We start from the raw sequence: 14,767 nt of genomic DNA on the forward strand, positions 1-14,767 counted from the left end.
ATAAAAATTGACGTTTCACGTTGTTTGTTTCGTTTAGTTTTCAAAGTTCAATATCGCGTTTCAGCGACTTTTATAATTTAACACTTCTCGTTAAATCTGTCAACAGCTTTTTTCTTTCGTTGCTGACGACGCTTATTAATTTACCATATTAATCATTTAATAGTCAACACTTTTTAAAAAAATGCCAAAATAATTTTATCTTGGCATGATATAAAGCTTAATAATCACTAATGCTGCCACACCCGGTAAGCCTAACAAACTCGTTATTGCTGCTGTCCCCATGTTAATCGGGATATGAAAATCAAAATATGTCCCTACAACATTTACGATAAAAAGCAATGCTATTCCTAAAGTAACATGAAAAATCACCTTACCTATAAAACGTAATGGCTTAGAGGTAACACCAAAAACAAGAAAAATAAATACTAAAGTAAGAATGCCAACAATAATAATTGTAGAATTCATTTTTTCCTCCTTATGAATGACCTATACATCTATTTGTATGGGACAAGACAATAAAAAAGAACAGTTATCATATGCAGCATCTCTTTTATATAAACTAAATAAGACGATACCTCAGCATTTAACAAATAAAATAAAAAGGCCTGCTTAGAAAGCAGAACCTTTTACCATTGTTCCATTTTTACAGGACGACGCTTTGCTTCTTTCAACAAAAAGAAATATTTCGCCTCTGCTATTTTCAAAGAACAAATGACATCTTGAGACGGTTCTACACTTTGTTCGACCATTCTCTTCTGACGTAACCACTCATTCTTCACTTTTTCCAAAAGTACAATTAACTTATCGTCATACTCTTTACGCAATTTACCCTTTTTTTGAAAGAACATTTTCGTTTCTCCTCTTATACTTCTCTGCGACCTTCTAACGCTTTGGATAATGTCACTTCATCTGCATATTCTAAATCTCCACCAACTGGCAGACCATGTGCAATACGAGTTACTTTAATGCCTGTAGGTTTTAAGAGGCGGGAGATATACATCGCTGTAGCTTCCCCTTCAATATTAGGGTTTGTTGCTAATATCACTTCTTGTACCGTTTCATCATGTAGTCGCTTTAAGAGTTGCGGGATATTAATGTCTTCCGGTCCAATTCCCTCCATAGGAGAAATCGCACCACGTAACACATGATATACACCTTGATACTCTTTCATTTTTTCCATCGCGATTACATCTTTCGGTTCTTGTACGACACAAACAACTGATTGATCTCGATGTGAATCATTACAAATATAACAAGGATCACGATCAGTAATATGTCCGCATACAGAACAGTACGCTAAATCTCGCTTCGCATTTACAAGTGCTTTCGCGAAACCTAACACATCATCTTCTTTCATATCTAATACGAAAAATGCCAATCGAACCGCTGTTTTCGGTCCGATACCTGGCAACTTCATAAAACTATCGATTAGTTTTGATATTGGTTCTGGATAATGCATGTATCAATATCCTCCTAGAACATTCCACCTGGTAAGTTTAAGCCTTTTGTAAATTTACCCATTGTAGAGTTTGAAAGCTCATCAGCCTTTTTAAGTGCATCATTTGTTGCAGCTAATACTAAGTCTTGTAGCATTTCGATATCTTCTGGATCTACAACTTCTTCTTTAATCTTCACTTCAAGAATTTGCTTATGACCATTTGCGATAACTGTAATCATTCCGCCGCCAGCTGTACCTTCAACTGTTTTTTCACCAAGCTCTTCTTGTGCTTTCGCCATGTCCTTTTGCATCTTTTGCATTTGTTTCATCATGTTATTCATATTTCCCATTCCGCCACGCATCATAATTAATTCCTCCTAATTATTATTACTCTTTTATTTCAATGAGTTCTTGCCCTACTAATTTCACTGCCTCTTCTATAAGAGGATCTTCCTTTTTCTCTGGGCTTTCTTCAGACTCTCCACCTTCACGTTGTAAAAAGTCTTCACGGATTTTACCCCATTCACTTTTTGGAATGGCAATCATATTTAACCTTTTACTTAGCAATTCAAATAAAGCTTGTTCTACTGTATCCATAGCTTCTCGATTTTCGCTCGCCATCTTACAGTGAATCTCATATTGAAATGCTAAAACGTAAGTGTCATCTGAAGCTGCCACTGGTTCGCTATTTTCTAGTAAAACAGCAAACGCTACTTTGTTATATGATTTGAGTCTTCCTAACAACTCACCCCATACAGCTTTTAATTGTTCTAAATCTTGACGCTTCGCTTGTTTTAATACTTCATTTACACGTCCGACAGGAATCTTCATACTTCCTGTTCTTACCGGCTTTGGTGTTGCACGTGTCTCTCTTACTTCCTGTTGTACACCAGCTGGCACACCGTTCTTTTTAACTTGCTCTAACTCTTTCTCCAGTTGCTGCATCCTGTTCATAATTGCTTGCAAACGATCTGTACCATTTGCTTGCATCATAAACTGTTGACACAATTGCACCATAACAACTTCTAAGAAAATACGCGGATGATTTGTCCACTTCATTTCCTGTTGTCCCTTACTAAGGGTATGAATAATCTCATAGATCACTTCCGGTTGCATTTCTTCACTCAACTTACGGAATTGATCATCTACAATTACTCGTTCCAACATATGTTCTAGTTGCGGTGAAGTTTGATATAAAAGCATATCACGATAATAGTAAATGAAATCCTCCATAAAACGAACTGGATCCTTCCCTTTACTCATCATTTCATCTATGATTTGCAATGCTCTTGATACATCATTTTCACGTATGCATTCTACTAAATTGCCTAAGTATTGCTGAGAAACAGATCCTGTTACGGCCAATACATCTTCTGTCGTAACGGTCTCATCACTATAAGATATAGCCTGATCAATAAGACTAAGTGCGTCACGCATACCACCTTCAGCAGCACGCGCAACAATTTGTAATGCCTCATCTTCCACTTGCGTACCTTCATTTGTCACGACCGTTGATAATCTCTCAACAATATCATTCACTGATATTTTTCGGAATTCAAAACGCTGACAACGTGAAATAATTGTAGGCGGGATCTTATGAGGTTCTGTTGTCGCCAAAATAAAGATAACATGTCCTGGCGGCTCTTCTAAGGTTTTTAAAAGCGCATTGAATGCACCCATAGAAAGCATGTGAACTTCATCAATAATGTATACTTTATATTCTACAGCACTTGGAGCATATTTTACTTTATCTCTAATATCTCGAATTTCATCTACACCGTTATTTGAAGCCGCATCAATTTCTAATACATCTGAAATGGATCCTTGTGTAATTCCTAAACAAGAAGGACATTCATTACAAGGTTCAGCTACCGGAGCATGTTCACAGTTAATTGCTTTTGCAAATACTTTTGCAATTGTCGTTTTTCCTGTTCCCCTCGGGCCAGAAAATAAATAAGCATGTGAAACTTTCTCTTGAAGAAGGGCATTTTGCAACGTTTTTGTCACGTGCTTTTGACCGACTACATCTTCGAACTTTTGCGGTCTCCATGTTCGGTATAACGCTTGGTATGACACGAAAATACGGCCTCCCTCAAAGGTTATTATCTCATTTATTATAACCCATTCTGTTTATAGATTCCAAAAGTTATTTTCTATACAAAAAACTCACCTTTGTATTAAGGTGAGTTTTGTATACATATATAACTGCCGTGCACCCTCCGTCGATTACGTACCATAAGCGTTACTCAAGCAGTTAGCTCGGTTCAGGCACTCCTGCGGCACACGAGAAGACCCGCTTATTGCTGCTTCCTTCCGGACCTGACAAGGTTCACGGGGTCCCGTTGCGCAGGACCCAAACGTCAACACCACTTACTTAAGGCAGACCTTACAGCAACATAACCTCGAGAGGGGATTCGGCCTCGCTAGAGCGGATTGCGAGTATAGGGCACCGCTACCTCCCCGCTTAGCACGGCAAAGTTAAAACCAATATTCGGTTGCCTTCATTAAAGGCATTATCAGTATAACTTGTTTCTTTATAAAATGCAAATACGTTAGTTCCCAGTATTCTTCTCTAATTTTTTTATTGCTTTTCTTTTTTTACGAAGCTCTCTAAAAAAGCTTGTTAACAACGTACCGCATTCTTCCTCTAGTACACCAGATACTACTTCACATTGATGATTGAAGCGTTCATCCGTTAAAAGATTCATCAATGTCCCTGCACATCCGCCCTTCGGATCACTTGCACCATATACAACTCGCTTCACTCGTGATAAAACAATTCCACCTGCACACATTGGACAAGGTTCTAATGTTACATACAATGTTGCATCTTCTAAACGCCATGTCCCTAATTTTTTACACGCCTCATCTATCGCTAGCAACTCAGCATGAGCTATTGATCTCTGCTCAGTTTCCCTTAAATTATGGGCAACACTAATTACCTCACCATCTAACACTATAACTGCTCCAATTGGTACTTCCTGTATTTCCTCTGCCTTTTTAGCTTCTTCTATCGCTAATTGCATAAAATAAATATCTTGATCTTGTTCCATAACATAGTCCTTTCATTACAAATAAAGTACACTTATTTCCATTTACTACACAGGGGATAACTTTTACAAATTCAATCCACCCTAAAAGAAAAAAGAGAGGGGATTACATATGAAAAATACCGCCTTGCTCATTATCGATATGATTAATGACTTTCAATTTTCCCACGGACCCATTCTAGCTAAAAAATGTGAAATTATAACAAACCCTATTTTACAATTAAAGAAAAAAATGAAATCCTTCGGCTGTCCTATAATTTACGTTAATGACCATTATCAACTGTGGAGATCTGATATCGACCAACTTATTACTCATTGTACAAATGAATATAGCGAAAACATAATCCATAAGATTGCTCCAAGTTCTGATGATTACATTTTTATTAAACCACATTATTCCGCTTTTTATGAAACACCTTTAAATTCATTACTAGGTTATTTAAAAATAGAAAATCTAATATTAACAGGGGTTGCCGGAAATATATGTATCCTATTTACAGCTAATGATGCTCATATGAGAAATTATACATTGTATGTACCAGAGGATTGTATTGCCTCTAACAACGACCAAGATAATATACATGCTTTAAAAATAATGGAAACTACATTGAAAGCAACTATAACATCATCAACCAAAATAAAATTTAATTAATACATATATCTATTTTCTAACTTTTTATATCAAATTAACCCGCTCGCTTCCCTCTTGTGCTACAATAATTCTGTTTTGTGTTTTTAGTAGTCACGGTAAATCACTGATTGAAAGGAGGAAACAGCGTGACCGGAGTACCATTTATCACGGTTGAAGGACCAATTGGTGTTGGAAAAACTTCACTTGCGAAGGAAATTTCAACTCACATGCAACTCCACTTACTAAAAGAGATTGTTGATGAAAATCCCTTTTTAGGAAAGTTCTATGAAGACATCGACGAATGGAGTTTTCAAACAGAGATGTTCTTTCTTTGTAATAGATACAAACAATTAGAAGACATTAACATAAAGTATTTGAATCAAAGGAAACCAGTAGTAGCGGATTACCATATCTTTAAAAATTTAATTTTTGCATCCCGCACATTAAAAGACTCCCAATATGACAAATACATGCAAATTTATCGTATCCTTACACAAGATATGCCTGTGCCAAATGTCATTGTTTATTTAACAGCTAGCCTAGAAACATTGCAAAAACGAATCGCCATGCGCGGAAGAGAATTTGAAAAAAACATGGATCCAAATTACTTACTACAGCTCACAAAAGATTATGAAACAGCAATGGATGCTTTTAAAAAAGATCATCCGGAAATACCAGTATTGAAATTTAATGGAGACGATATGGATTTTGTAAAAAATCCTGATGATTTAAACGTCATCCTATCTGCCCTTCAAAATACTCTCTTAAAGGAGTCGAAATAATAATGAATTTAAGGCAAAAATATGATATACCCAATGACGCAGTAATCACTATCGCCGGAACGGTAGGTGTGGGTAAATCAACTATGACAACTGCATTAGCTAATGCTTTAGGTTATCGCACATCATTTGAAAAAGTAGATTCCAATCCATATTTGGACAAGTTCTATGCGGACTTCACTCGTTGGAGCTTCCACCTACAAGTGTACTTTTTAGCAGAACGATTTAAGGAACAAAAAAGAATTTTTGAATATGGTGGCGGTTTTGTTCAAGATCGTTCCATTTACGAAGACACTGGAATTTTCGCAAAGATGCATCATGAAAAAGGAACAATGACGGAAACTGATTATGAAACATACAAAGGTTTATTTGACGCTATGGTCATGACTCCTTACTTCCCTCATCCAGACTTATTAATTTACTTAGAAGGTTCTTTCGATGATATTGTCGATCGTATTCAAGAACGCGGGCGCCCAATGGAACAGCAAACACCAATTGAGTACTGGAAAGAAATGCATGGACGTTATGAAAACTGGATTAACAACTTTAATTCATGCCCTGTATTACGCTTAAATATTAATGAGTACGATATTTTAAAAGATGGTGATTCAATCGAACCAATCATTAAAAAAATTGGCCATTTTTTAAAACAAACACGTAAACTTGTAAAATAAAAAACCCGTGCATATGCACGGGTTTTCCTATTAAATTACTTCTTCTTTGTTGGAGCAATAATTTCACTCTCAGGTTTTCCTGCGTTAATGCGCTGACGAACAGTACTTGTACTAATATCGTATGCTTCAGCAATCTCTTTAACAGTCATTTCTTTCCCGTTAATTACTGCCGTTAATACTTTACCTGTACGTTTTGGAGCCGCCGCTTTCTTTACAGCTGCTTTTTTAACTTGTTTTGGCGCCTCTACTTTACTCGTAGCTTGTTTTACATCACAAGTACAACCACAAAGTTTACGGAATGTATCATCACTAATAATGCGTGATACGTTTGCACCACTGTTTAAAATTCTATTGTTCTTACAGACAGGACATTGTACATAATATAAAGTTTTTCCATCTAAAGGAAACGTTTGTATAATAAGATCCATGTTGACTCCTTTCATATCTATGAAGATAATCATCGGAATATGAGTGTGTAATAAGGACAAAATTACCTTACACCATACTTTATGATTGGTTTTAAAATAAAAACTCGTTACGTGTTGGTAACGAGTTCTCCAATCTCCACTTATATGCGCTGTTGTCAATTATATCTGGAGGAGGTAGAGGGATTCGAACCCCCGCGCGACTCTCGCCGCCTGTCGGTTTTCAAGACCGATCCCTTCAGCCAGACTTGGGTATACCTCCATATTGACATCAAATATAATATCAAAAGAAAAACAGTTAGTCAACCCTACTAAAATAAATTATGAGGAAAGGAAAATTTTACTTTTCCCTTCCTACATTACAGTACTGACAACGCTCATAATTACCAATCACTCATACCGATGAATGTTTAAATTTACTTAATAACTGTTTTTCCTCCCATATAAGGGCGAAGAACTTCTGGAATTATAATTGTACCATCTTCTTGTTGGTAGTTCTCTAAAATAGCTGCAACCGTACGTCCGATTGCAAGACCAGATCCATTTAATGTATGAACATGTTCTGGTTTTCCATTTGGCTCACGGCGGAAACGGATATTTGCACGTCTCGCTTGGAAAGCTTCAAAATTACTACAAGAAGAAATTTCACGATATGTGCCATAGCTTGGAATCCATACTTCAATATCGTATTTCTTCGCTGCTGTAAATCCTAAATCGCCTGTGCACATGCTCATAACGCGATATGGCAACTCTAATAATTGTAACACGCGTTCTGCATCATTTGTTAATTTTTCTAATTCTTCATAAGAATCTTCTGGTTTTACGAACTTCACAAGCTCTACTTTATTGAACTGATGCTGGCGAATTAAACCACGTGTATCACGACCAGCTGAACCTGCTTCAGAACGGAAGCAAGAGCTAAATGCAGCATATCTTATAGGCAATTGCTCTTTATTTAAAATCTCATCACGATGCATATTCGTTACAGGTACTTCAGCTGTTGGAATTAAGAAGTAATCTTCACTTTCAATACGGAATGCATCTTCTTCAAACTTTGGAAGTTGTCCTGTTCCCGTCATACTTGCACGGTTTACCATATATGGAGGTAATACTTCTTCATATCCATGCTCATCAGTATGAAGATCAAGCATAAAGCTAATTAAAGCACGCTCTAATCTTGCACCAGCACCTTTGTAAAATACGAAGCGGCTTCCTGTTACTTTCCCAGCGCGTTCAAAATCTAAAATTCCTAAATCAGTAGCAAGATCCCAATGTGGTTTTGGCTCAAAAGTAAATTCTTTCACTTCTCCCCAAGTACGTGCTACTACATTATCATCCTCTGTTTCACCAACTGGAGCAGATTCATGAGGGATATTTGGAATAGATAACATTAATCTTTCTAAGTCTTCTTCAACTGTACGAAGTTCGTTATCAAGATCCTTTACTTTTTCTCCAACCTCACGCATTTCTAAAATTAGAGCCTCTGCATCTTTCTTTTCGCGCTTTAATACAGAAATTTGTTGAGATACTTCGTTACGTTTACTTTTTAATTCTTCTGTCTGAACAAGTAGCTCTCTTCTTCTCGTATCAAGTTCTTCAAAACGGCCGAAATCAGTTAAATCTTCGCCTCTATGCTGTAATTTCGCTTTTACTTCTTCAAAGTTTGTACGTAAAAATTTAATATCAAGCATTATATACTCCTCCTTTTATTTTATAAAACACAAAAAACTCCCGTCCCTATATAAAGGGACGGGAGTTAACCCGCGTTGCCACCCTAGTTGAAAGCATTACCGCTTTCCTCTCAAGTAGAAATAACGGCTCTTCACCGGGAATGCTTACTAATCCAAAAGATATTCCACATTCCATTCCAGGATGGATTCACAAACTGTTTCTATCGATTTCCACCAACCATCGACTCTCTATAAGAAACGACATTTGTTACTATTTCCTATCAACACGCTTATTTTATAAAATTGTTACCATCAATTTACTATAATCTTATACAAGTTGCAAGTTACTTATACAACTTTTTTCATTTTTGCTTCTTTTACCATTTCAACAAAGTATGCTGTCACACGATGATCATCTGTTAATTCCGGATGGAATGAAGCAGCTAAAAACTGATCTTGTCTTACCGCTACCATTCGGTCACCATGCTTAGAAAGCACTTCAACATTATCAGCTACTTCTACAACATACGGCGCACGGATAAATACACCAATGAGGTCTTCACCCACGCCTTCAATTGAAAGCGCAGCTTCAAAACTATCCTTTTGGCGTCCGAACGCATTGCGCTCAACTGTAATATCCATAGCACCAATATGTGCTTCTTCATAGCCAATAAGTGTTTTCGCAAGAAGAATCATCCCTGCACATGTACCAAACATTGGTTTACCAGACTTTGCAAATGTACGAAGTGGTTCCATGAAAGCATACTTATCAATAAGACGGCGCATTGTTGTACTTTCACCGCCTGGTAAAATAAGACCATCAATCTCTTCAAGTTGCTCTATACGCTTTACAACAACAGCTTCTGCACCACTTGCTTCAACTGATTTTACATGCTCACGAACTGCACCTTGAAGACCTAGTACACCGATTTTCACCATTTTAAAGTTCTCCTTTAATTACCATCCACGCTCTTGCATGCGTTGTTCTGGTAATAACGTTGAAATTTCGACACCCTTCATTGCATTACCTAATCCTTTAGAAAGGCTTGCAATTAGTTCGTAATCTTCATAATGAGTCGTTGCTTCAACGATTGCACGTGCAAATTTCTCTGGGTTTTCTGATTTGAAGATACCAGATCCAACAAATACCCCATCAGCACCAAGTTGCATCATTAATGCTGCATCTGCTGGTGTTGCTACACCACCTGCCGCAAAGTTTACAACTGGTAAGCGACCAAGACGTTTAATTTCAAGTAATACTTCGTAAGGAGCGCCAGTATTTTTTGCATATGTCATTAACTCATCTTCACGTAGACTCGCAACTTGACGGATTTCTGCATTGACTTGGCGCATATGACGCACTGCCTCTACAATGTTTCCTGTTCCTGGTTCACCTTTTGTACGAAGCATAGATGCACCTTCTGCAATACGACGTGCAGCTTCTCCGATATCACGGCAACCACATACAAATGGAACTGTGTAATCACGTTTATTTAAATGGTATACTTCATCAGCAGGAGTTAATACTTCACTCTCATCGATATAGTCTACCCCTAATGATTCTAATACACGTGCTTCTACAAGGTGACCGATACGGCATTTTGCCATAACCGGAATTGACACCGCACCCATAACTTCTTCAACAATTGTTGGGTCTGCCATACGAGAAACGCCACCTGCTGCACGAATATCTGCTGGTACACGCTCTAATGCCATAACGGCAACTGCGCCTGCCTCTTCTGCAATTTTTGCTTGTTCAGCGTTAACTACGTCCATAATAACGCCGCCTTTTTGCATTTCTGCCATTCCACGTTTTACACGTTCTGTCCCTGTTACATTTGTCATGTACAAAAACCCCCCTAGGTGAATTGCTTTCCCCCGTTAAAGGCGAAAATTAAGAATACTCTTACATTCTACCACTAACTATCAGATGCTTGTCTACTACTTTTTCATAAAGTCGGTATGAAAAATAGGAATAAAAAAAAGCTCCTATCATGAGGAGCTTTTAAAACCAACCTTTTACTGTATCAACAGCACTATTCCACATGCCACTAAAGAATGAACCAATTCCGCGCATAGCACGAGTAAACCAGTTTGCTTCTTCTACTTCAGATGTTGTTACAAGATCCACTTGCAGTGACTTACCAGTTAAAAATCCAGGGTCGTTTGTATCTTTTGGCGTAATTACCATTTGACCAAGCGCAGCTCCCTTTTTAATAGGTGCTTCTTGTCCCTTGCTTGATTCTTTTAATTCCGTTTTATAAACATCTTTACTTCCTTTTGGCACTGGAAGTGAAATAGCTTGTTTCGTTTGAACTGCTACATCTTTATCTTTCGCATTTTCTACTCGTACTGTTTCTTGTCCTTTTACTGAAGAACCTTTTTTATACATTTGTTTTACTTCAAAGTTAGCAAATCCATAATCATATAGCTTCTTTGTTTCATCAAAACGTGCTGTATGAGAACTTGTTTTAATAACTACAGAAATAAAACGCATTCCGTTTCTTTCAACCGTACCAGTGAAGCAATCTCCTGCCTCTGGAGTTGAGCCTGTTTTTAGGCCGTCTACGCCATCATATTCTTTAACTAAGCCCTTTAACATCCAGTTCCAGTTCGACATTGCAAACTTCTCTTTTTCTGGACGGAATTCTTTTTTAGGGATTTTTGCTGTATCTAACACTTTTGGATAATCTTTAATTAAATGTTGTGCTAAAGTTGCAACATCCTTTGCAGACATTTTATTTTCTTCATCCGCTGTTGTTCCTTCAGGATGCATTCCCTTTAAATCTTTATTCGTTAAACCTGTAGAATTGACAAATTTATAATTTTTCAACCCTAGTTCTTTCGATTTATCATTCATCATTTTTACGAAGTCTACTTCTTTACCTGCAATTGCTTCTGCTAATGCAATTGTTGCACCATTTGCAGAAAAGATTGCCATTGCCTCGTATAACTCTTTTACTGTATAAGAGCCACCATTTTCTAATGCAACATTTGATAATGAAGCATCTTGTGAAACCTTATATGCATATTCAGAAACCTTAATTTTCTGGTCCCACTTAAGTTTTCCTTTATCCACTGCTTCGTGAACTAAATATTCACTCATCATCTTTGTCATACTAGCAATGGATAATAATTCATCTGCATTCTTTTGATATAAAATTTTCCCAGAATTCGCTTCTACTAAAATTGCCGCACCTGCTTCAATGTTTAAAGCGGCTCCTGTTTCAGCTGATGCATTGCTATATGGCATAAAAATGCTACAAGCTAGTGTAAGCACTGTTACCAAAGCAATGAATCTTTTGCAAAACATACCTTTCACTTTTGCTACCCCCAATATCTATGTACTCACATAACCGTTATTCTAACATAATCAAAAAAAAATAGACAGAGATATCAAATCTCTGTCTATTTGTATATAAGACATTATAATGAGTAGTTTGGAGCCTCTTTTGTAATTTGTACGTGATGAGGATGACTTTCACGTAAGCCAGCACCTGACATACGAATGAATTGTGCATTTTCGCGTAAGAATTCTAAATCCTGTGCTCCGCAATATCCCATACCTGCACGTAAGCCACCAACTAATTGGTGAACTGTATCTGCTAAAGGTCCTTTATATGGTACTCGTCCTTCAATACCTTCTGGGACAAGTTTTTTATTGCCTTCTTGGAAGTAACGATCTTTACTTCCTTTTTCCATCGCACCGACAGAACCCATACCACGATACACTTTAAATTGACGACCTTGGTAAATTTCAGTTTCTCCAGGGCTTTCTGCAACACCTGCAAACATGCTACCTAGCATAACAACATGTGCTCCTGCCGCTAAGGCTTTCACCATATCACCAGAGTACTTAATACCGCCATCAGCAATAACTGGAATGCCGTGTTTACGAGCTTCTGTTGCACAATCATAAACCGCAGTTAATTGTGGTACACCAACACCGGCTACAACGCGTGTTGTACAAATAGAACCTGGTCCAATACCAACTTTAACTACGTTTGCACCAGCTTCAATTAGTGCTTTCGTTGCTTCAGCAGTAGCAACATTTCCAGCGATAATATTTAGTGATGGATATTTAGCACGAACTTCTTTTACCTTATCAATAACACCTTTAGAATGCCCATGTGCTGTATCAAGTACAATTGCATCTACACTAGCTTTTACTAATGCATCGATGCGAAGCATTGCATCCGCTGTTACACCAACTGCTGCTCCAACTAATAAGCGTCCTTGCTTATCTTTAGCAGAGTTTGGGAATTCAATTACTTTTTCAATATCTTTTATTGTAATAAGCCCTTGTAATACACCGTTATTATCAACAAGAGGGAGTTTTTCAATTTTATACTTTTGTAGGATCTTTTCAGCTTCTTCCAGTGTAGTACCAACTGGAGCTGTAATTAATTGTTCTTTTGTCATTACGTCAGAAATTTTGATTGAGTAGTCTTGGATGAAGCGCATATCACGGTTTGTAATAATACCAACTAATTTTCGCTCATCTAAATTATTTACAACCGGTACACCTGAGATACGATATTTTCCCATAAGATGTTCTGCATCATATACTTGATGTTCTGGAGTTAAGAAGAAAGGATCTGAAATAACGCCGCTTTCAGAGCGCTTTACTTTATCAACTTGCTCTGCTTGTTGCTCAATAGACATATTCTTATGAATAATTCCTAAACCACCCTGGCGAGCCATTGCAATAGCCATGTCAGCTTCTGTTACTGTATCCATTCCTGCACTAATTAACGGGATGTTTAGCTGTAAGCTTTCAGATAAAACTGTTTTAACACTTACTTCTCTTGGTAATATATCTGACCTAGCTGGTACAAGTAATACATCATCAAAAGTCAAACCTTCTTTAACAAATTTAGATTCCCACATAATTGTTCCCCCTATGATACCAGAAATTATTATTAGTAGCTTATCAATTGGTTAAAATACTGTCAAGGACGTATATATATGTTAGAATTTTTAGACAATAAAAGGAGCGTAATATATGCATCAAACATCTTGTACTTGGCAGCAGTTAAGTTTCTTTTTTTCATCTCAAAACGTACAACGTTATCTTGCCCGTTGTTACGAAAAATCCTCTATTCAGGATGCCGAAAAAAAAAGTTTTGAAAATTGTTATCCCTTTATTTATTACTTAGAACACGGAAAAAATTATTATGAATTATATAAGACAGCTCCATTTTCCATTCAACCAATGTTGTTATTTTATGGAATTAGTCAACTTTTTAAAGCATGCCTACTAACTATTGACCCTAACTATCCTGAATCCACTACTGTTTTAGCTCATGGCGTTACAACTCGCAAACGAAAAAAACAAGGGTATCAATTTTTAGAAGATGAGGTGAAGGTACAAAAAAACGGATTATTTACTCATGTTGCAGAACAACTGTTTCACATGAAACACTTAGAAGCAGAAAAATTTAACATGTTAGAATTAATGGGAAATATTCCAGAATTACAAAATTTATTTCGTTATAGTCAAAAAGGATCAACTTTATATAAAATCGATTCAACAATTAAAAATGAGCTCTCCTTTTCAGTCAACCTACTAGATCGATTACATATGACTAAAGAGAGATTTTCTCGTTACATTGAAACATCTTGTAAGCATTTATCAATACAGCACGTACCTGAGAAGACTAATCAATCGAATTTACTTTTTACAGCGCCCATTCAATCATGGAATCCTATGTACAGTACTCCTTTATACTATGAACATCTTACTAATACTTATTATTTGCCACTTACGACTGATCCTAGAAATCCTAAGCCAATATTACCTGAACTCCTCATTCATTATTTATTGCTCTATAATTTAAGCATGATTTCTAGGTATGAAACAGATTGGTGGTATGACTTACTTGGCAGTTATAGTTCTGAAGATTATCCGTTTATTTATCAATTTCTAAGTATTTCTGCTCAAAAAATCCCTTACTATATTTCAAATTTTTTATTAATGGAACCAAATCTATTTCATGGGAAATAAAAAAACACAAGTCATTTGACTTGTGTTTTTAGTTGCTTGGCGACGTCCTACTCTCACAGGGACAAGGTCCCAACTACCATCGGCGCTAGAGAG

At 36.8% G+C, this 14,767-nt stretch carries 16 protein-coding genes, 1 tRNA gene, 1 other RNA gene and 1 other annotated feature; of the genes, 4 read left to right on the forward strand and 14 right to left on the reverse strand.

The window, feature by feature from the left end; all coding sequences use genetic code 11:
* Window positions 1–195 precede the first annotated feature (195 nt).
* The 7 genes from AB6801_RS30900 to tadA form a co-directional block, all read right to left on the reverse strand.
* Window positions 196–465, reverse strand: a complete 270-nt coding sequence (locus AB6801_RS30900; protein WP_097999600.1) for a pro-sigmaK processing inhibitor BofA family protein — start codon at window positions 463–465, stop codon at window positions 196–198.
* A 161-nt stretch (window positions 466–626) separates the two neighbouring features.
* The gene (locus AB6801_RS30905; protein WP_000466019.1) at window positions 627–848 is read right to left on the reverse strand and encodes a YaaL family protein; all 222 of its coding nucleotides are present in this window, start codon (window positions 846–848) and stop codon (window positions 627–629) included.
* Window positions 849–862: 14 nt separating this feature from the next.
* Window positions 863–1,459: a recombination protein RecR gene (gene recR / locus AB6801_RS30910; protein ID WP_000559169.1), complete on the reverse strand. Its 597-nt coding sequence runs from the start codon at window positions 1,457–1,459 to the stop codon at window positions 863–865.
* Window positions 1,460–1,473: 14 nt separating this feature from the next.
* Window positions 1,474–1,800 (reverse strand): YbaB/EbfC family nucleoid-associated protein, encoded by a 327-nt coding sequence (locus AB6801_RS30915; RefSeq protein ID WP_014894853.1) that lies wholly within the window; start codon window positions 1,798–1,800, stop codon window positions 1,474–1,476.
* Window positions 1,801–1,825: 25 nt separating this feature from the next.
* The gene (dnaX, locus tag AB6801_RS30920; RefSeq protein WP_000121575.1) at window positions 1,826–3,514 is read right to left on the reverse strand and encodes a DNA polymerase III subunit gamma/tau; all 1,689 of its coding nucleotides are present in this window, start codon (window positions 3,512–3,514) and stop codon (window positions 1,826–1,828) included.
* Window positions 3,515–3,646: 132 nt separating this feature from the next.
* Window positions 3,647–3,911, reverse strand: an RNA gene (gene ffs / locus AB6801_RS30925) — signal recognition particle sRNA large type.
* Window positions 3,912–3,990: 79 nt separating this feature from the next.
* Window positions 3,991–4,491 (reverse strand): tRNA adenosine(34) deaminase TadA, encoded by a 501-nt coding sequence (gene tadA / locus AB6801_RS30930; protein ID WP_000434332.1) that lies wholly within the window; start codon window positions 4,489–4,491, stop codon window positions 3,991–3,993.
* A gap of 109 nt (window positions 4,492–4,600) precedes the next feature.
* Between tadA and AB6801_RS30935 the strand changes: the two genes are divergently transcribed.
* The 3 genes from AB6801_RS30935 (at window position 4,601) to AB6801_RS30945 (ending at window position 6,572) form a co-directional block, all read left to right on the forward strand.
* Entirely contained in the window at window positions 4,601–5,140 is a 540-nt protein-coding gene (locus AB6801_RS30935; RefSeq protein WP_000798712.1) for a cysteine hydrolase family protein, read from the forward strand.
* Window positions 5,141–5,265: 125 nt separating this feature from the next.
* Entirely contained in the window at window positions 5,266–5,901 is a 636-nt protein-coding gene (locus AB6801_RS30940) for a deoxynucleoside kinase (protein ID WP_000148218.1), read from the forward strand.
* A 2-nt stretch (window positions 5,902–5,903) separates the two neighbouring features.
* The gene (locus tag AB6801_RS30945) at window positions 5,904–6,572 is read left to right on the forward strand and encodes a deoxynucleoside kinase (protein WP_001053585.1); all 669 of its coding nucleotides are present in this window, start codon (window positions 5,904–5,906) and stop codon (window positions 6,570–6,572) included.
* A gap of 35 nt (window positions 6,573–6,607) precedes the next feature.
* Here the strand turns inward: AB6801_RS30945 and AB6801_RS30950 are convergent, their stop codons facing one another.
* From AB6801_RS30950 to guaB, 7 genes are all read right to left on the reverse strand, one after another.
* On the reverse strand, window positions 6,608–7,000 hold the full coding sequence (locus AB6801_RS30950) for a sigma factor-like helix-turn-helix DNA-binding protein (RefSeq protein WP_000364196.1): 393 nt from the start codon (window positions 6,998–7,000) through the stop codon (window positions 6,608–6,610).
* Window positions 7,001–7,166: 166 nt separating this feature from the next.
* A tRNA-Ser gene (locus tag AB6801_RS30955) sits at window positions 7,167–7,259 on the reverse strand.
* A gap of 154 nt (window positions 7,260–7,413) precedes the next feature.
* Window positions 7,414–8,688, reverse strand: a complete 1,275-nt coding sequence (gene serS / locus AB6801_RS30960; RefSeq protein ID WP_000884186.1) for a serine--tRNA ligase — start codon at window positions 8,686–8,688, stop codon at window positions 7,414–7,416.
* A gap of 51 nt (window positions 8,689–8,739) precedes the next feature.
* Window positions 8,740–8,961: a binding site (T-box leader), on the reverse strand.
* 54 nt (window positions 8,962–9,015) lie between these two features.
* The gene (gene pdxT, locus AB6801_RS30965; RefSeq protein ID WP_325856259.1) at window positions 9,016–9,606 is read right to left on the reverse strand and encodes a pyridoxal 5'-phosphate synthase glutaminase subunit PdxT; all 591 of its coding nucleotides are present in this window, start codon (window positions 9,604–9,606) and stop codon (window positions 9,016–9,018) included.
* A gap of 18 nt (window positions 9,607–9,624) precedes the next feature.
* Window positions 9,625–10,512 (reverse strand): pyridoxal 5'-phosphate synthase lyase subunit PdxS, encoded by an 888-nt coding sequence (gene pdxS / locus AB6801_RS30970; RefSeq protein WP_000186165.1) that lies wholly within the window; start codon window positions 10,510–10,512, stop codon window positions 9,625–9,627.
* 160 nt (window positions 10,513–10,672) lie between these two features.
* Window positions 10,673–11,980: a D-alanyl-D-alanine carboxypeptidase DacA gene (dacA, locus tag AB6801_RS30975; protein WP_125653127.1), complete on the reverse strand. Its 1,308-nt coding sequence runs from the start codon at window positions 11,978–11,980 to the stop codon at window positions 10,673–10,675.
* A gap of 113 nt (window positions 11,981–12,093) precedes the next feature.
* Window positions 12,094–13,557, reverse strand: a complete 1,464-nt coding sequence (guaB, locus tag AB6801_RS30980; RefSeq protein ID WP_000264088.1) for an IMP dehydrogenase — start codon at window positions 13,555–13,557, stop codon at window positions 12,094–12,096.
* Between the two features lie 115 nt (window positions 13,558–13,672).
* Between guaB and AB6801_RS30985 the strand changes: the two genes are divergently transcribed.
* Window positions 13,673–14,674, forward strand: coding sequence for a YaaC family protein (locus AB6801_RS30985; protein WP_000554291.1), 1,002 nt, complete (start codon window positions 13,673–13,675; stop codon window positions 14,672–14,674).
* Window positions 14,675–14,767: the final 93 nt, after the last annotated feature.

It is taken from the genome of Bacillus sp. RCC_6_1 (genome assembly GCF_041360755.1).
Taxonomy (GTDB): domain Bacteria; phylum Bacillota; class Bacilli; order Bacillales; family Bacillaceae_G; genus Bacillus_A; species Bacillus_A cereus.